Here is an 18,102-nt window from a genome sequence, read left to right on the forward strand (position 1 = left end):
GTCTTTTTGATTGATGCGAAATACAATAGCGTCGAAAAGGAGAAACCATGCAACACCGTACCAGCAAATCTTTAATTTTTATTCTTGCCCTGCTCGTCATTTTTTGCCCGCTCGGCATTGATCTATATCTACCCGCTTTCGTTGATATGCAAAATGCACTGTCGGTCAGTGAAGCAAAAATCCAGCAAACAGTCAGTGTGTACATGCTAGCAGTTGGCATTGGGCAACTTATCGCAGGACCACTTGCAGATAAATATGGCCGAAAACCAATCGCTCTTGCTGGTATCTCTTTATTTGTGATTGGCGCATTAGTAGCAACGCTTGCACAAACTTGGGAGTGGGTCATGGCAGCTAGAGTTCTGCAAGGCCTGGGCGCCTGTGCCACATTCGTAAGTGCGTTTGCCATAGTCAGAGATAGCTTTGGACACAAAGGCAGCGGCCAAATGATCACTTATCTAAACGGTATAGTATGTTTTATTCCGGCATTGGCGCCAATTTTAGGCGCATGGTTGACCGTTGAATTTGGCTGGAGAAGTAACTTTGTATTTTTATGTGCATTTGCAGTGCTGGGATTGGTGGTTATTTTCTTAACGTTCAAAGAAACTAAACCTGACGACTCTATTTATCAAGGGCACATATTAGATTTTCGCCGTTTTACACCTATGTTAAGCAGCTCAAAATTTATGTTCAATGCATCCATTACAATGGTTTGCATGTCCGCAATGCTGGTTTTTGTTGTTGGTGCTCCAGGTTGGATCATGAGTCACCTAAATATGCCAATGTCCGATTTTACCCTGTGGTTTGCGATTAACGCATTTATTAGTATTGTATCAAGCTTTATTGCCCCACAATTTATCAAACGCAATAGCCGCAGAGCCCTGCAGTTTGGACTAGTGCTATTTTGTGGTGCAGGTGTTATTACGTTTATCTTGCCTCAAACAGATGTCCTAACTTACATGCTCCCAATGTACATAGCATCAATTGGTTTTGCATTTACCCTAGGAGCCGCAGCTGGTAATGCACTTGCAGAATTTCCAAAACAAGCGGGTACTGCTTCGGCCTTGATTGGTTTATTGCAAATGAGTGGCGCTGGTTTATTGGCATTTTCAACACAACCTCTAGGTCTAATAGCACCTTGGCAACTTGCGCTACACTTAGTCATGGCAATTCCGTTTTTAATGCTTTTGTTTTCAAGGTATCGCCACTCATTGCATAGTACGGCTTAATATAAATAACCCAAATAAGTCGTAAAAGTGTCATATATTGAAGGCATACTGCTCACCAATAGCTAGTTAGCTGTTGTCTAGAAGGCTTTTGACTTCTTTTAGCATTGTTTAGATCGATTGACTCAAGATCCCCCAACCTTGTTATGCGGGCTTAACATCCCGCATAGTTTTTATTAAATGCAATAAATCGTTTTCAAATTTTTCTTAACCCATTAAACTAACCCTGAAGTTAGAAAAAGAACAATTCCCTATGCTAAACCCTGAATACTTATTTTCTTTTGCTGTAGCAAGCTTTGTTATTGCTGTCGCGCCGGGCCCTTCAAATGCATTTTTAATGGCGCAAACGTTCACTAATGGTAAAAACGCTGGTATGCAAAGTGCCCTTGGCTTTGCATTGGGTGGCATTGTACATACTTTGTTTGCCGTAATTGGCCTATCTGCTATCTTAAAAGCTTCAGAAACAGCCTATACAACAGTTCAATATTTAGGCGCGGCTTACCTCGCTTATTTAGGAGTCGTAACCCTTAAAGATACGCTTAAAAACCAATCACAAGATGCTTCGCACAGCGAACAAATAGAAGCTGAAAAGCCACGCAAGAATGTCACTTTTCAAGCAATGATGACAGAAGTACTGAACCCTAAAGTCGCGCTGTTTTTTATCGCATTTATCCCTCAATTCGTTGATACCTCTTTAGACGCTTCCACCACATTACAACTCGCATTATTTGGCCTACTTTACCCAATATTGGCCTTCCCGATTGACTGCGCCTATGTATATGGAGGAGATAAAATCGCTGAGTATTTTCGAGCTCACCCACAAGCACCGATTTGGATAGACAGAATATCTGGTGGCATATTTATCGCTCTGGCAGTCAACCTCCTGTTATAAAGGACTTGCTCATGGAACAGAAACAATCAATCATTCCTGCAAAAAAACACATCGCATTGGTTGCACATGATGGTAAAAAACACACTTTAGTAAGTTGGTGTGCCAATCATGCAAACATACTGAAGAAACACAGTTTATCTGCAACAGGCACCACAGGTAATTTAATTGAAGCTAGTACAGAGCTTGAGGTCACAAAGCTACTCAGCGGACCTATGGGGGGCGATCAACAGCTTGGTGCTATGATTGCTCAACAACACATTGATATGTTGATTTTCTTTTGGGACCCTCTTTCATCTCAGCCCCATGATCCAGATGTTAAAGCTTTGCTTCGACTAGCTGCAGTCTGGAACATACCTGTCGCATGTAATGAAGCAACCGCTGATATGTTACTGACCTCAAGTTTTATGGAAAGCGAGCTGCCAAGGCAGCAGCCAGACTACGACGAATACTTAAAAAATCGACTCAATTAACGGTAAATACGCTCGGCCCACTTTGTAAGACCGGCTGTCACACTGCCAAAGTTATCGCCGTTCAACATCGGGATGTTACCTAACGCTTCGCGAAGGGCTTGTTTTAGTAACGGTGACTGTGCACTGCCTCCTGTCAGGTATATTGCATCTGGTTGGACGCCGGCGTCTGTAATGGCTTGTTGCGCAAGGTGGGTAATTTGCGACAAACTCGAATTTACCGACTCCTCTAGCTCCGTGATATTTATCTGCTGCATCAACTGCACTTCAACAAATGAAAGGTCGGCACTATATTCGCTTACTTCACTCAGTGCTATTTTGGCAAGTTCAGCCTGTCTAACAAATTGATGTGTCATTTTATTTTCATGGATAACTTGCAAACGAGCAAGTTTGTTGGCTTCCTTCACATCTCGCAACATCGTTACCAGCTCTCTGCCAAACGCACTACTATAGAAGTCACTTTGCATTTGAATATCATTGATTTTGCAGGCTTGCCAAAATATTTGGTGAGGGAGTGGTAGGCCCGATTTAAATTCACCACCCAGCCCACAAGTCGGCATCAACTTATGAAACGCTAACGCAATATCTAAATCGTTTCCGCCGATCCGTTTACCTGTATGCGCCATAAAATCGCCGCTACGGTCAGTATTATCTCTAAAGCTCGGCCCCATTTGGACTAAAGAACAATCACTTGTTCCCCCGCCAATATCAACGACCAGCACTTTTTGGTCATGTTGTAAATTAGACTCGAAATCAATACCTGCCGCCAACGGTTCAAACAAAAACTCAACCTCTTTAAAACCTGCTCGGCGCGCTGCTGTTGTCAAAATATCAATTGCCTGACGATTACTCTCTTCACCGCCAACAGCTTGAAAGTTCACCGGGCGGCCAATCACCGTATGAGTTAGGGTCCTACCTAAATGTTGCTCGGCACGACGCTTTAACTCAACAATCATTGCACTTGCTATGTCTTCAAAAAAGGCTATCTGCTCGGGCTTGAGGCCAATCGCACCAAAGAACGACTTAGGGGATTTTACAAAATACCCCTCTTCTGGCATCGATATATACTCTTCGATAGCTTGTTGCCCAACAAAAACTCCGCTTTCGGCGATTTCCAAATCTAAGTCATTGCGGGCGAACTGGGCACTTTTGAGTATGCCAGCTCTTGATGTACGATATGCCGTCTGATCATTTCCACTCAAGTTTTGAGCCACTAAGTCAGATATCAAAGAGTTGTGAAGTGCATACAGAGTTGATGGTAAATAGTGCTTACCTTGCTCCAATGGAACAAGACTCACCGTATTTTGCTGCAATATACCCATTGCGCAATTCGAACTACCATAATCAAAACCGACGACCATTACGACCTCACACCTAATTGAAAAAGGTCGCGAAATGTATCACAGCTGACACATAATTAAAAGTTCAACAAAAGAAGTAAGCAATTCGCTATAACTGATCTCTCATCCTTAAAAAGCTCGCAAATCTTGGCTTTCCATATTTGGTTTTTCCTTGATATTGAAAAGTGACCGTGCTGCCAATTGGAGGGGGAGATTTGCGTTGTGCGTCGCTAAACCCTGTGCCAATATTAAATTCGACTCCTGAGGACATTCGAACTTTAAGCGCGCCCATCATCCCTTTGTATTTACCTTTTCCAGGCAAGTGGGCAATGACAACCGCTTCTGCATCAAACTTCGGTTTGTATTTGAGCACATGGGCTGTTCGGCCAGACTGATGCTTAGCTGCTTTATCATGTAGTATTACGCCTTCCCCGCCACGAGCCAATACCTTTTGGTAAAACAAATCTAACTCTGACTTGCTCTCGAAATGATGCTGCTCAATTACTTTTATGTGCATACTAGGTAAACTCTCGATAAGCGTTTTATATGTTTGGTAACGCATTTCGAAAGGCTGAGATAGATCGGGTGCATCAAAAATTAAATATTCAACTTGTTGCCAATTTTCATGATTTGGTACTTTTCTGCGGATCAAACTACTAACAAAAGCAAAATTATTATACCCGGCCCACAGCTCACCATCTAACCAGCGATTGGGCAATGCAGCTGTAAACCAATGGGGAGCATGAATAATATTTCCTTTGCGCGTTTTGAGCTGCTTGCCGTCCCAAACAGCTCTCACACCGTCATACTTCTCACTGACTAAGTAATGATTAACCGGTTGTTGCTGCGCATAAACTTTAGCTAATTGGACATGAGGGGTTTGTTTGGCATTGAGAGGACTGGTTAAAATTATAAAGAAAATGGCGATAAGCCAAATGATATTATGTTTCATGCTACTTTCCTTTGCAGATAAAAAACGTATATCCAACCTAAAAATTAGCACTTTCAGCTCAATTGTACAGACTAACTACTTGTAATTACATCTTTATAAGCACTTTCCAGACTGTCGCAAATCCAAGTTGCCTTCGAAAAGTCTTGATCTTTTGAGTGTTGGTGCGGTATCACGATAGTCCGAATTCCAGCATCCACAGCAGATGTTAACCCAGTATGAGAGTCTTCAAGTGCTATCACTTGGTGTGCCGATACATTGAGTTGTTGCATGGCCTTTTGATATGGTTCAGGGTTAGGCTTTGGGTGTTCGACATCGTCTTTGCAAATAACACAATCGAATAACTCTAGTAAGCCATAATGTGATAACACAGGCATCGCCTCCGCGATTGTACTCCCCGTAACTAGTGCCAACTTAAACTTCTGAGCACACGCCGACAATACATCTCTTGCATGAGGCATCAAAACTGGTTTATGTGTTTTTGCTGTTTCTATGAACTGTAGGTTCTTTTCTTGGGCTAGCTTTGATCCAGCTTTAGAAAGAGCGTAACGCTGTTGTAAGATATGCCCAGTTTTAACCGTGGGCACACCAGAAAACTCAGTGCAAAAGGTGAGTTCATCAATAAATACTTGAAACGGCTTAAGCACTTCACACCAACTCAAGTAGTGAAGTGTCTCTGAGTCTACTAACGTGCCATCAAAATCAAACAATAACGCCTGTATACTCATAAACACTCCTTATTTATTAAATTATGTTAGCCTTTAAGTGCTGTTGGTGGCTCTGCATAGGCCTCTTCGCCTGTTTCGACTTCCACTAATTCGTAGCCTCGTTGCTTTCTAACTACTTTTAACACTGGTTTCTCGAATGCTGACTTAAGTCTATCTGAATCAGCTTGTAACTCTTCAATGGTATGTCCAAAAGGAGCTGCGCCAGTTTCTGACCAGTTTGTTACTTTTCCGTTGATGTTGTACTCAACTTCATGAATTTGGTATAGCGCTGACTCGTTGTCTTTACCTTCACAATAAATCACGCGGTAGTTCCAAAATCCAGACATATTTAACTCCTCTTACTTTATACTACGCTGCGACTGTACCAACTAATTCGGTCAGTTGCATTAAAGAAATAAAAAACCCGCGTTATTTTATCAATAACACGGGTTTATAAAGGTTTGCTTCACTTCAGTTAATTAGAAGAAGCGAACCTTAAATTCAGCACCGATAAAGCGTTCTTCATTCAACATACCTGTATTGTTGTTGAAATCTACGCCACCAATTACTACTTGTTCATCAAACAAGTTACGTACAAATACTGATGCTTCGTATTCATTGTCACCTGATGCCCAAGCATAACCTGCTCTTACACCCGTTTCGAATAATGCTTCACCTTCAAACTCAACTGATTCGTACAAGAAAAAGTTAATTTCACTACGATAAGACGTGTCAGCATATACAAAGAAGTCACCGCCTTCTAGTTCCTTCGTATAACGAAGCGTTGCATTTGCAATCCACTCTGGTGCATGCGGTAAGCTGTTACCATCTAATAAGTAACGTCCAGCAGAGTTTGTCCCATCTTTTACTGTACACTGTGCACAGCCTTCGACCGCAAGTGCAGAGTCATCGATTTCAGTATTATTGTAGCTTAGATTGAATGTTGCATTTAACTCGTCAGTCAACACCCACTCAGTATCTAATTCAAAACCGTAACCATTTGTTTTATCAGCATTGATTAAACGGTTGAAGTTTGCACCACCACCTACGGCGGTCAGCTGCTGGTCATCCATTTGATAATAGAAAACTGTAGCATTTACACGACCTTGACCATCAAGCACATCAGATTTAACACCAAACTCAATTGAGTTGATAGTCTCTGACTCAGCAACCGTTATATCATCACCAAATACGATACGACCCTGAATACTTGGAGCTCGGAAACTGTTAGCGATACGACCAAATAAGTTCACATCGTCGGTTAACTTATAAGTAGCGCTTAAATCCCAGCTTACATGGCTGTCACTGGTATTAGTGGCCTTAGACAGGTTTACTGGACGCTTCTCATCAAACGTTTGTGTTCTATTAGCGGTGAAGTCTTTTTCATCGTCTGAGTAACGCAAACCTAATGTTACATCAAGCTTATCAGAAACCGCATAGTCGAATGAGCCAAATACGGCCCAAGCTGAGGTGTCTTGATTCTGGATTGCATAACCAGTTTGCAAGCCATAATTTCCCGCAGCGGCATCGTATTGCGTCGTGTCGTAGCTGAAACTTTCAATTGCTAACTCTTCATCAAAGTAAAAAACACCTACTTGATAATTAAAGTCGCCAGAGTAGTTGCTTGATAAGCGTAGCTCTTGGGTAATTTGATCATGGTCAGGAATACCATCTGCTGTTTCCGCAGGGAAGAAAATTACTCCTGGACCTTGCGCAGGCAAGAATGAAGCACCATAACCACCGTCAACGTCGGCTCTAGAGAAGATCTCTGCACTTTCCCAAGCTGAAATTGATGTTACCGTGTGCTCAGCAAGATCCCACTCTAGTTTTAAACTAAGACCTTGAGTCTCTACTTGCTGCGTCGCACGAGATGAAGCATCATGGAAAACAACATCATTATCATAAATTGGGTTGATGTTGTTTGAACCTTTTTCAATCAGATTCGCACGGAATGGAATTGGACGGCCGTCTAAGTCACGAACGTGATAATTTAACAAACCCGTAAAATCATCACCTTCATATAGGAATTGAATACGAGCAGCCTTTTCGCTGTAACCACCTAAAGAGTCCTCTTTTGCGAATTCATTGGTGACACCTTCTGGTGAACGCACATCAATGTAATCTGGCTGTTCTTGCCATAACACAGATACACGCGTAGAGATTCTGTCAGTTAGACCTGTGCCAACAGCACCTTCAAAGTCAACAGACTCACGGCTGCCGTATGAAACAGATGCATAACCATCAAACTCTTGGCTTGGCTTTACAGAATCAAATTTAACTAGACCGGCTGGCGTATTACGGCCAAATAAAGTTCCCTGAGGACCACGAAGTACTTCGATACGCTCGATATCAAAAACAGGGAAGCCTTTTAGAATAGGGTTTTCTTGAACAACTTCATCGACAACCAAAGAAACTGGTTGAGAAGCATTTAGATCGAAGTCGGTGTTACCAAGACCGCGAACATAAAAGCGCGGGAATGTACGTCCAAACGAAGATTCAACCGATAAACTCGGGATCTTAGCGTTCATAAAGCGGATATCCATACCAGCTGAACTGTAGGCGTCTAAATTGTCGCCTTGTAATGCAGACACTGAAACTGGCACTTCTTGTGCGTTTTCAACACGTTTACGTGCTGTGATTTGGATCACTTCCAGTTGATTACTTTTAGCTTGCTCTTCTTCTGCAAGCGTTGTGAATGAAGTACCTGCCACAGCAGAGAACAACGTTGCATTGATTAAAGTTGCTAACGTAGATCTTTTCATTGCTTTCATGTTGGTTTTTGACCTTATTTATGCACTCTTTGAGTTCAACGGTAAATTGGGCGCCGTTTCACAATGGCTATGGCGTTCAATTTTGCGCGTCAATGACAAACAACGCGGACCTCGTTATCGAGAGTGCAAAGCGAAAAAACGAGGCTGAACGCAACGGGCGTAATTATAGCAGCAAATTTTTAAAATGCTCCAAATAAACACATAAATTACACACATTTTTACAACGTTCGACGACGTTAGGTCAAACTTTACAACTTTTAGCAACAAAAAGCGGACATTTGTCCTTATAAAATAATAAATATTGTGGTCAAGAAATCGTTTTTTACCTATTAACTAAACAAAACATCAATATTCTATTGATGTTTAAAAAATTAACTGAGATATGTACAAAAGGTACATCCTCGCCAAATTTATAGTCATACCGATTACAATCGCCCAAAATGGTAACCGGTGTCATGAAAGCCTGCGCATTCTATCTAAGCCTTTTCAACTAAGGGAGGACATTAGACCGCATATGAGAAACATAGCCAAAGCACTATTAAATAGAGTGCAAGACTAAAAAGAAGTTCAAAAGAAAAGTGGATTTTATTAGGGCAATTGACAAGTAGCTGATGAAACTTTGCCAGAGCAACATATTTTATAGCTAGAGATACAAGCACCCGCCTTGATTTCGCAAGTGCTGATCAAATAGATTTAAAGCTGAGGAGAATGCATGCCTGTATATGATGCTTTGTGAGTTTCAGGATCATACTGTATTACAGCTACACTTGCCGTAGAGAAAATGGGCATCTCGCCAGGAACCAGCTGATCAACCATATAGCTGACTATCGGCATATGCGCCACAATCAACCATGACTCAATATCGTCGTTCATACTGATTAAAGTTTCAATATAATCCACAGCAAAAGAGGCACTGCCACTTGGCACAATATCTGAGCACGTTTCTTCAAATACAAACTGATTATTACGCTTTACTTCAAGCGCAGTCTGTTGTGCACGTTGATAGGGGCTTACCAATAACGCTTGAGGTTGGTGGTGTTCCAAAAGCCATTGGCCCATTTCGAAAGCTTGTGCTTGCCCCCGTTTCGTTAACAAACGAGCCGCATCATCTGCTTGCATTGGTCCTGCTTCACCGTGTCGCATAATCAATAAGGTTTTCATAGCTCTCCGAAAAGTATCGAAATTTTTATCTTTATCAGTAGTAAACCTAGTTATTTTTCCGCTATATTAAAACAAAAGATTCATAACTGTTAGTAATTTACGTAATCGACAGAGTATCTCACTTATTTATATATCGGCGGCGCACACTTGAAATTAAGTAACAATGATAATAAACAATATAAGCACCTGACACTGGACAATGGTCTTAGGGTACTACTTGTTAACGATCCGAGCAGTGAGAAGTCTGCATCTTCTTTGGCAATAAACATAGGCCATTTTGACGACCCTATAGATCGGCAAGGCATGGCTCATTTTATTGAGCATATGCTGTTTTTAGGTACGGAGCAATACCCAAATAGGGGCGAGTTTGCTCAGACCATAAGTCAATTTGGTGGAAACTCCAACGCTTGGACAGGCACCGAACATACTTGCTACTTTTTTGACGTTCGCGCGGATAAGTTTGCCGACGTATTACCTCGTTTTGCTGATTTCTTCATCTCTCCTCTTTTTGAAGAGTCGGCCCTTTTTGACGAGCGCAATGCCATCGACTCCGAATTTAATCTAAAAGTTAAAGACGACAACAGACGTATAATTCAAGTTCATAAAGAAACCGTAAACCCAGCTCATCCATTCACTAAGTTTTCTGTTGGTAATCACGATACGCTCGGCGATCACAGCGGCAGTATACGTAAAGAAGTAATAGATTTTTACAATACACACTACCAAGCCCAGTGGATGACTCTCGTTTTAGCAGGACCGCAATCTTTACAAGAATTAACGCAGCTTGCTCAATCAAGCTTTAGCAAAGTATCTGGTTCAGCCAAAAGTAAGCCGCCTATTGCGGTTCCTATGTATAGAGAACAAGATTTAGGATTACTGCTTCATATAAAGCCAAGAAAGCACCTTCAGAAGCTTATCGTGAGTTTCGCAATGCCCGATATTGCAGACCTTTACCGCTACAAAAGCTTGAGCTTTTTAGCTCACTTATTGGGCTATGAAGGGGATGGCTCGTTATATGCCATATTAAAAAAGAATGGCTGGATTAATGCCCTTTCCGCTGGCGGGGGTGTAAATGGGAGCAACTTCAAAGACTTTAACATTAGCTTTGCCCTGACGGATACTGGCATCGAATACTACGAAGATATTGTAGAAATGCTGTTCGAATATATCTGCCTAATTAAAGACAAGAAGTCATCTCTCCCCTCTTTATACCAAGATAAAAAACGCCTATTGGAGCTCGCATTTGATAACCAAGAAGTCAATAAATTGATTGATTGGGTAAGTAGTGTAAGCGTCAACATGCACCATTATGATGACGACAACGTCCTATATGGTGACTATTGCATGGAAGGTTTTAACGATGACCTGCATGAACAACTGTTAGGGTATTTATCACCACACAATATGCGCCTCATTATGATCCACCCAAGCGCGACCCATGAATCTGAAACCATAAATAAAATTGCACAGTGGTACAATACGCCTTATCAGGTTGAGCGTATTAGTCCTGACTGGTTACGAGCGTTATCGAACATACAAGCTGCGCTACCTGAAATGTTACTTCCCAATGTCAATCCCTATTTGGCACATGACAATAAACTGTATGAAATTGAATCAACAGCACAGGTGCCTACACAACTTAAAGACAAACCAGGATTTGAGTTTTGGTTCAAGCAAGATGCAACGTTTAGAGTAACCAAAGGGCATTTTTATTTAGAACTGGATTCAGAGATCTCTATTACCGATCACAAGGCAATGGCACTCACTCGGCTGTTTGCCGACCTGTTTATGGACAGTGTTGCCGAGCAGTTTTACTCAGCAGAGCTCGCTGGCCTTAGTTACCATTTAACATCCCATCAAGGTGGTCTAACACTTCATACTGCAGGTCTATCTTCATGCCAACTAAAATTGGCATCACAGCTGGTTGAGGCGTTGCAGAAGCAACCCATCAGCGCAACTAGGTTTGCAGAATATAAAAAACAGCTCATTAGGCATTGGAAAAATCATAATAAGAACAAGCCAGTAAGTGAATTATTTAGTATTCTAGGTGCAAAGCTAATGCCATGGAACCCCACGCCAGAAGCACTTGCTAAAGCCTTAAAGAACGTGTGTTTCAATGAGTTTAATACTTTCCGTTCTACATTTTTTAATTCAATTCATGCAAAAGCATTTTTACATGGCAATTGGCAAAATAAGCATGCCAAAGCCGTCCAACAACAACTCTTATGCAACTTCGCATCAAGTGAAATACTTGAAGACTTAAAAAAACCATTGAGCACTATTAAAGAACCAAGCGTGGAGTTCTATACAAAAGAAAATAGTGAACATGCTTTTGTCCAATACATTCAAGCCCCATCTCACAATGTGGATGACAAAATAAAAATCATGGCGTTTAACCAACTAATAAGCCAACATTATTTTGAGCAGTTGCGAACCCAGAGGCAACTTGGGTATTTGGTTGGAGCTGGTTACGCACCTTTTAATACTCGTGCAGGAATCGCGTTTTACATACAATCGCCCAAGTTTACAAGTGCTGAGCTATTGGAACATCACAACAATTTTATTGCAGAATTTGTGGAGCATATAGACCAGCTAGAACAAACCCAATGGGAAGACGTAAAATCTGGACTGAAATCACAAATCGCTGAGAAAGACAAAAACCTACGACTGCGTTCACAACGTTTTTGGGTGGCTATAGGCAATGACGACCATGCATTCTCTATGCAAGAGCAGCTGCTGTTCAGCCTGCAGTCTCTAACTTTTCAACAATTAAAAGAGTTTATAATTGATGTAACAGCACCTGATTTTCCGAGTATCACATTGCAGATGAATTGATCTCTTGATAGAAAGCTCAATTTAGCGACATAACAATCTTTCATTTTTATGTCGCGATAACTTCATTTTAATTACATTCATGAATGTTAGTGCTCAAATTGACGAACATTTTGACATCTAACTCACTCTTTTCACGTTTCTTCAATTATGCTTTGACTCGGGCAGGCTGTTTAGATTAGATTAAGGATGAATACAGCTAACTCTTGCACTATGGTACATAAAAAAAATATAAGCATATTATCGGCTCTTATCGCCCTTTTTATTCTGAGTACCTCAGTTCATGCGCACCCATATGTAGAGCCCATATTTAGTAACCCAACGCCTTTTATTGCAGTTGCCTTAGTGGCATTTGCGCCTTTTGTCGTGTTACTTATATTAAATCGAAGAGCATCGCGTTCGTTGTCTAACTTACGCATGTCTGAAAAGTGGCTTAAAAGTACAGTAGAAGGCAGTGGTGATACTTTATGGGATTGGAATATCCAATCTGGTGAAATCATACGAATAAATGACAAATATGCACTCAATGAAGCCAAGTGTGAACACTTCATACCTAATGCTAGCAGGATCCATCCACAAGACATTCCTCTTGTAGAAAAACAACTTAAATTGCATTTCGCTGAAAAGACGGCCTTTTTCGAAGCCTCTTACCGACTGAAAGATAACTTAAATCAATACCACTGGGTGTTAGACAAGGGTAAAGTGATAAGCAAGGATGATAATCTAAATCCACTTAGAATGACCGGTACAGTTCGTGATATCAATCACTTAAAAAGTACCGAAGAAAGACTAAACCTTTTCGCAAAATGTGTAGAATCTCTCACAGATGCAATAGCCATCTATGATCACAACTTCAAGTTAGTCGATCTCAACCCAAGCTACTTGAGAATATTTGGTGGAAAACGCACTCAGTATCTTAATTCAGAGTTTCAACTACCCGGCTATGATAGTCGCTTTATTAGACAAATAAAATCAGCACTAAAAGAGACAGAGCATTGGCAAGAAGAGCTAAAAATTTATAATCAGCAAGGCCTAATGCTGCCTATAGAAGTCACTATTGACGAGATTAAAAATAGTCATGGCCATATTACAAATTATGTTGTGGTTTTCTCAGATTTAACGGAAAGAAAAAAAGCGGAATCTCAACTACACAATCTTTCTAATAGAGATCGCATTACTGGCTTACCTAATAGAAACCTATTCTTTACTAATCTCAAAAAGCTTTCTCAACAGGGTACCCACCATGCTTTGTTGGTTTTTGACTTAGATAACTTCAAAAAAATCAACGACTCTTTAGGCCACCAGCTCGGTGACAGCTTATTATCCAAATTAGCTATGAGGTTAAATAAACTTTGTAGGCAGCAGGACACTTTTTACCGTTTAGGCGGCGACGAGTTTGCATTAGTAATGTCAGGCACAAACGACATACATACGATAACAAAAGTGGCCAAACAGTTCCTAGCGGCCATTGCAACACCTTTTAAAATGGCCAATCATGAATTAGTCATTACTTCATCAGTTGGCATAGTGCTCTTCCCTGAAGATGGTAAAACCCCAGAAATACTGCTGAAAAATGCAGACACTGCGATGTACCACGCTAAGCAAAAAGGCAACCACTACTTGTTCTTTAATGATTCGATGAATGAACAAGCAGTGAAACGCTTGCAAATAGAGAACCTAATGAGATTTGGTTTAAAAGAAGACCATTTCGTTGTGTATTATCAGCCTAAAATGGATATCCGCACAGGTAAGCTAGTTGGTATGGAAGCTCTGGTTCGCTTTAGTACACCTAAGAAAGGGATTATCAGCCCCGGTGTATTTATTCCCATCGCAGAGGAAACAGGCCAAATTATTGAGATTGGTGAAGTTGTACTAGATAAAGCTTGTAAAGACGTTAAGCGCTGGGTCGATAAAGGCCTGTTTAACGGCCGTGTAGCGGTTAACCTGTCTGCTAAGCAATTCAGTCTGCCAGACCTAACTGCTCGTATCGACATCATCTTGCAAAAAAATCAACTACCGTCCTACTTTTTGGAATTAGAAATTACAGAGGGGACCGTAATGGATGATCCTCAAGAAGCAATTTCAATTATGCGCTCACTCAGCTCTAGAGGAATACACTTAGCAATGGATGATTTTGGCACCGGCTACTCCTCTTTGGCTTATCTTAAACAATTCCCACTCAATACCCTAAAAGTAGACAAAGCCTTTATTGATGATATGGGCAGTGAAAGAGGACGCAATATGGTGGACTCTATCGTCACAATTGCACACAACCTAGACTTACATGTGGTGGCCGAAGGCGTTGAGGAAGAGGAGCAATTGGCATTGCTTAAACAATTAGACTGCCAAACTCTACAGGGATACTACTACTCTAAGCCGCTCTCTAGCGAGGAGTTTGAACGCTTTTTAGAATCCGAAACAGAACATAAACCAAACCTGCAATTAGTGAACTAAAACACCATAAAAGCCCACTATTTTTCAAAGAAACCTTTTAAAAATGGTACACACAACACAAAACCCCAGAACAACTCTTCAGACAAACAGACCCTAATCAATTCGTACGATAATCATACAAAAACCGATAATTTAGCGTGGAAATCATTCAAAATGACATAAATTGTTGCAAATTTTTGTATTATTTAATTTAATACCAGCCTTGAAGATACAAGTATTTGCGGGCATTTAGTACTTAAAATAGGTATTTCGACATAGAATTTCCGAAAACTCTATAAGAAACAACTTTTTAGATATTTAACAATGCATAATCTGTTGTCGTTGATTGTCAATAACAGCTTTTATCATGACGGGCGCTTTTACCACTTGGACAGTTTGTTTGTGGTAATTATGTTTGGTAAATCTGTTTAGCACCAAAAACAACGTAAAACCTATCTTTGCAAAACTAAATAGTGAATTTGCTTATACTAAGCTAAAGTTAGTAGTAAGTAGTCAACGCAGTACTTGTTAGATCATTTGGTCATGGTGTAGTTTGCAGCTGAACCGCTTTGTGTAGTGTGTTTTTTACGCACTTGAGATGATTTAATGTATATAAAGGCGAACTGAATAAAGTCTTTAATATTCACTTGATTAAACAAAGGTTTTTTAAAGGATTATGAAAATAACTGATTTGAAAAAACCGGGTAAGTGAATTTTTAAACACTTATTGAGCTTGTACATAGCACCAGTAATGTGCAATGAACCTTACATATTACAGAAATCTCTCAATAGCTGCTAAAATTAGCCCCATGTTGTATTAATTAATATAGTTTTTTCAAGGACACGGGCTATGGATCAGAAGAGTGTACATACATATTTACAGGCAAAGCCTGGAACCTTTATTACAAAACCGTTTGCTCAAGAGGTAGACGTTTATAAAGTGCAACATAAAATGTTTGCGACCCTTTATGAAGGTAAAGAAGGTCAAACAAATGCAAACGGAGAACCCGTTTGGTGGTTGAACTTAAAATGCGATCCCGATGAAGCTTTGTTACTGCGTGACAAATATTCGTCTATCGTTCCTGGCTATCACATGAACAAGCGACTTTGGAACACCATTGTGCTTGACGGTAGCATACCTGAAGATGAGCTTAAGAAGTTAATTGATGACTCTTACAACATTGTTGTAGACAATCTTCCTACTGCTCAACGTGAAGAGTTAGCGCGTATCACCTCTGGTGATAATTAATTGGCCTCCCTCGCACCTTGTGCGAGGGCCATTTAACCACACAAAAATCCGACCATGCTACGCAATAGTTAGCAATTACCGAATAGTTCACTAAACTTCCCTCACTGTCATGCTCTCGTAAAACCTCTGTGATTCACTCCTCCAAGATAATTTTTGCTTTTAGGAGAAATCTAATAATGAACAAACTAATAATACCCTTAGCGCTTTCTACTTTACTTATTGGCTGTGCACTTGAGGGAGATGATGGCTCAAATGGCAAAGATGGCGCAGTAGGTGAACAGGGACAAGTTGGGCAAACGGGACCTACAGGAGAAAAAGGGAATACTGGCGATACAGGCGCGCAAGGACAAGCTGGAGACCCTGGTAAATCAGCAACAATACAATTGGTACCAACACTTGTAGGGCGAGCAGTTTTAAATGCACAAAGCCCAGAAGGTGCCGCAGAAATAGTTGCTTACCACACACAAAGTCAGCGTATTTTCGCCCTCAATAGCTCCGCATCACCCGCCACTATTGAAGTCGTAAGCATCGCACAACTAGACGCAGAAGCACTGACTAAAAATGCAGAAGGTGTCGTTACAAACACAAACCTTGAGAGTAGCAAAACCATTCAACTCAATGAACTCGAAACGGGTGATGCGAATAGCTTGGCCATTCACGATAACCTATTAGCTGTAGCCGTAGCAAAAGAGACTGGCCAAGCAGGTAAAATTCTATTTTTTGATATCGCTCAAGATAACCCGCAATTCCTCAAGTCAGTAACTGTCGGCGACTTACCGGATATGGTGACTTTTACTCCTGATGGTAAAAAAGTTATTGTTGCCAATGAAGGGGAACCAAAAGGTGACTACAGCATTGACCCTGAAGGCAGCATTGCAATCATCGACATTGTAAATGGCCAAATCGCTGACAATGCCACTCTTCTTAATTTCAACGCATACGACACTCAACAAGCAACACTTGAAGCACAAGGCGTCGTCTTCGCTAACCCGACAGGTAGAACAATCAAAGGGAATGCAATCACTACGAGTGTGTCTATGGATCTTGAGCCTGAGTACGTATCCATGAGCAAAGATGGACGCTATGCCTACGTCTCATTGCAGGAGAACAATGCGCTAGCTATCGTCGATCTAGAGACAAATGCACTCACAGTTAAAGGTCTTGGGTTTAAAGATTGGAGCAATTGGACACTCGATGCTTCGGACAAAGACGACAAAATTAATTTTGCGTCTTACCCTGGACTGTATGGCATGTACCAGCCTGATTCTATCGCAACTTACCAATGGCAAGGTGCTAATTTTATTGTTTCTGCAAACGAAGGAGATGGCCGTGAATATTTCTTTGACTCTCAAGATGAGATCACATGCCTAGCAGAAGGTGGCCTGAAGTTTGACGAAGATGATGGCTGTCTAGCTTATACTGATGAATCGCGTGCAGAAGACCTAGCTCTGGGAGGAAACTTTTCTTACCTCAATAACGATGATCTAGATATTGGCCGCTTAAAGGTTTCTACAGAGCTTGGAGATGCGAACAATGATAGTCAATACGAAGAACTCTATACGTATGGCGCACGTTCTTTCTCCATTTGGGATCACAATGGTCACAGAGTATACGATTCAGGCGACGATGTTGGCAAAATCACCGCCGCTATCCATGGGGATGCATTCAACAACGATGAAGATGAAAACTCAGGAGACACACGTTCAGATGCAAAGGGCGCAGAGCCTGAAGCGCTCGCTATCGGCAATATTGGTGATCGTACTTATGCATTTATTGGCTTAGAGCGCATGGGAGGTATTTTAGTCTATGACATCTCTAACCCATTTAATGTAAAAATGAACACCTACATGATAAATCGAGGCCTACAAAAAGACGCAGAAATTAGCGGTGACTTAGCGCCAGAAGGCATGGCGTTTATCGACGCGGAAAATAGCCCAACAGGTACTGCGTTATTGGTGGTAGGTAACGAGATTTCTGGTAGCATTTCAGTTTGGTCAATTGCAGAGCAATAGCTCCTAAAGCATTGACATTTAAGCATCGCTGTCTAGGATAGAGTCTAACAGCAAGCTGTAGACATA

At 41.1% G+C, this 18,102-nt stretch carries 13 protein-coding genes; 7 read left to right on the forward strand and 6 right to left on the reverse strand.

All coding sequences use genetic code 11. The features are described from left to right. The first annotated feature begins 47 nt into the window (after positions 1-47). From N475_RS04825 to N475_RS04835, 3 genes are all read left to right on the forward strand, one after another. The gene (locus N475_RS04825; protein ID WP_063364761.1) at positions 48-1,226 is read left to right on the forward strand and encodes a multidrug effflux MFS transporter; all 1,179 of its coding nucleotides are present in this window, start codon (positions 48-50) and stop codon (positions 1,224-1,226) included. Positions 1,227-1,476: 250 nt separating this feature from the next. Beyond that, positions 1,477-2,115 (forward strand): LysE family translocator, encoded by a 639-nt coding sequence (locus N475_RS04830; protein ID WP_063355405.1) that lies wholly within the window; start codon positions 1,477-1,479, stop codon positions 2,113-2,115. 11 nt (positions 2,116-2,126) lie between these two features. Further along, complete coding sequence (locus tag N475_RS04835; protein ID WP_063355404.1) at positions 2,127-2,585, forward strand: methylglyoxal synthase; 459 nt, start codon at positions 2,127-2,129, stop codon at positions 2,583-2,585. Here the strand turns inward: N475_RS04835 and yegD are convergent. From yegD to sixA, 6 genes are all read right to left on the reverse strand, one after another. Beyond that, on the reverse strand, positions 2,582-3,943 hold the full coding sequence (gene yegD, locus N475_RS04840) for a molecular chaperone (protein WP_063364762.1): 1,362 nt from the start codon (positions 3,941-3,943) through the stop codon (positions 2,582-2,584). The two genes, N475_RS04835 and yegD, sit on opposite strands and share 4 nt — an antisense overlap. Positions 3,944-4,031: 88 nt before the next feature. Next, entirely contained in the window at positions 4,032-4,874 is an 843-nt protein-coding gene (locus tag N475_RS04845; RefSeq protein ID WP_063364763.1) for a DNA ligase, read from the reverse strand. A gap of 71 nt (positions 4,875-4,945) precedes the next feature. Beyond that, a complete protein-coding gene (locus tag N475_RS04850; RefSeq protein WP_063364764.1) occupies positions 4,946-5,599 on the reverse strand; it encodes an HAD family hydrolase in 654 nt (217 codons plus the stop codon). A gap of 26 nt (positions 5,600-5,625) precedes the next feature. Continuing rightward, positions 5,626-5,925 carry a hypothetical protein gene (locus N475_RS04855; protein WP_063355400.1) on the reverse strand — a complete coding sequence of 100 codons (300 nt, stop codon included), beginning with the start codon at positions 5,923-5,925 and terminating at the stop codon, positions 5,626-5,628. A 132-nt stretch (positions 5,926-6,057) separates the two neighbouring features. After that, the gene (locus N475_RS04860; RefSeq protein WP_063355399.1) at positions 6,058-8,349 is read right to left on the reverse strand and encodes a TonB-dependent receptor; all 2,292 of its coding nucleotides are present in this window, start codon (positions 8,347-8,349) and stop codon (positions 6,058-6,060) included. A 693-nt stretch (positions 8,350-9,042) separates the two neighbouring features. Further along, complete coding sequence (sixA, locus tag N475_RS04865) at positions 9,043-9,510, reverse strand: phosphohistidine phosphatase SixA (RefSeq protein ID WP_063355398.1); 468 nt, start codon at positions 9,508-9,510, stop codon at positions 9,043-9,045. 147 nt (positions 9,511-9,657) lie between these two features. On the opposite strand from sixA, the gene N475_RS04870 reads away from it, so the two are divergent. The 4 genes from N475_RS04870 to N475_RS04885 all read left to right on the forward strand — a co-directional run bounded on the left by N475_RS04870 (position 9,658) and on the right by N475_RS04885 (position 18,036). Further along, on the forward strand, positions 9,658-12,345 hold the full coding sequence (locus N475_RS04870) for an insulinase family protein (protein ID WP_063364765.1): 2,688 nt from the start codon (positions 9,658-9,660) through the stop codon (positions 12,343-12,345). Positions 12,346-12,531: 186 nt separating this feature from the next. Beyond that, on the forward strand, positions 12,532-14,796 hold the full coding sequence (locus N475_RS04875; RefSeq protein WP_227008388.1) for a bifunctional diguanylate cyclase/phosphodiesterase: 2,265 nt from the start codon (positions 12,532-12,534) through the stop codon (positions 14,794-14,796). Positions 14,797-15,625: 829 nt separating this feature from the next. Further along, on the forward strand, positions 15,626-16,024 hold the full coding sequence (locus N475_RS04880) for an MmcQ/YjbR family DNA-binding protein (protein ID WP_063355396.1): 399 nt from the start codon (positions 15,626-15,628) through the stop codon (positions 16,022-16,024). A gap of 173 nt (positions 16,025-16,197) precedes the next feature. After that, entirely contained in the window at positions 16,198-18,036 is a 1,839-nt protein-coding gene (locus tag N475_RS04885) for a choice-of-anchor I family protein (RefSeq protein WP_193343301.1), read from the forward strand. Positions 18,037-18,102: the final 66 nt, after the last annotated feature.

Source organism: Pseudoalteromonas luteoviolacea DSM 6061, from assembly GCF_001625655.1.
Lineage (GTDB): Bacteria > Pseudomonadota > Gammaproteobacteria > Enterobacterales > Alteromonadaceae > Pseudoalteromonas > Pseudoalteromonas luteoviolacea.

Excerpts from the sequence above, each read along its gene's own strand:
- N475_RS04835 (WP_063355404.1), top strand. The coding sequence starts at position 2,127 with ATGGAACAGAAACAATCAATCATTCCTGCAAAAAAACACATCGCATTG.
- N475_RS04875 (WP_227008388.1), top strand. The coding sequence starts at position 12,532 with ATGAATACAGCTAACTCTTGCACTATGGTACATAAAAAAAATATAAGC.
- N475_RS04850 (WP_063364764.1), bottom strand. The coding sequence starts at position 5,599 with ATGAGTATACAGGCGTTATTGTTTGATTTTGATGGCACGTTAGTAGAC.
- N475_RS04845 (WP_063364763.1), bottom strand. The coding sequence starts at position 4,874 with ATGAAACATAATATCATTTGGCTTATCGCCATTTTCTTTATAATTTTA.
- sixA (WP_063355398.1), bottom strand. The coding sequence starts at position 9,510 with ATGAAAACCTTATTGATTATGCGACACGGTGAAGCAGGACCAATGCAA.
- N475_RS04860 (WP_063355399.1), bottom strand. The coding sequence starts at position 8,349 with ATGAAAGCAATGAAAAGATCTACGTTAGCAACTTTAATCAATGCAACG.
- N475_RS04830 (WP_063355405.1), top strand. The coding sequence starts at position 1,477 with ATGCTAAACCCTGAATACTTATTTTCTTTTGCTGTAGCAAGCTTTGTT.
- N475_RS04855 (WP_063355400.1), bottom strand. The coding sequence starts at position 5,925 with ATGTCTGGATTTTGGAACTACCGCGTGATTTATTGTGAAGGTAAAGAC.
- yegD (WP_063364762.1), bottom strand. The coding sequence starts at position 3,943 with ATGGTCGTCGGTTTTGATTATGGTAGTTCGAATTGCGCAATGGGTATA.
- N475_RS04825 (WP_063364761.1), top strand. The coding sequence starts at position 48 with ATGCAACACCGTACCAGCAAATCTTTAATTTTTATTCTTGCCCTGCTC.
- N475_RS04880 (WP_063355396.1), top strand. The coding sequence starts at position 15,626 with ATGGATCAGAAGAGTGTACATACATATTTACAGGCAAAGCCTGGAACC.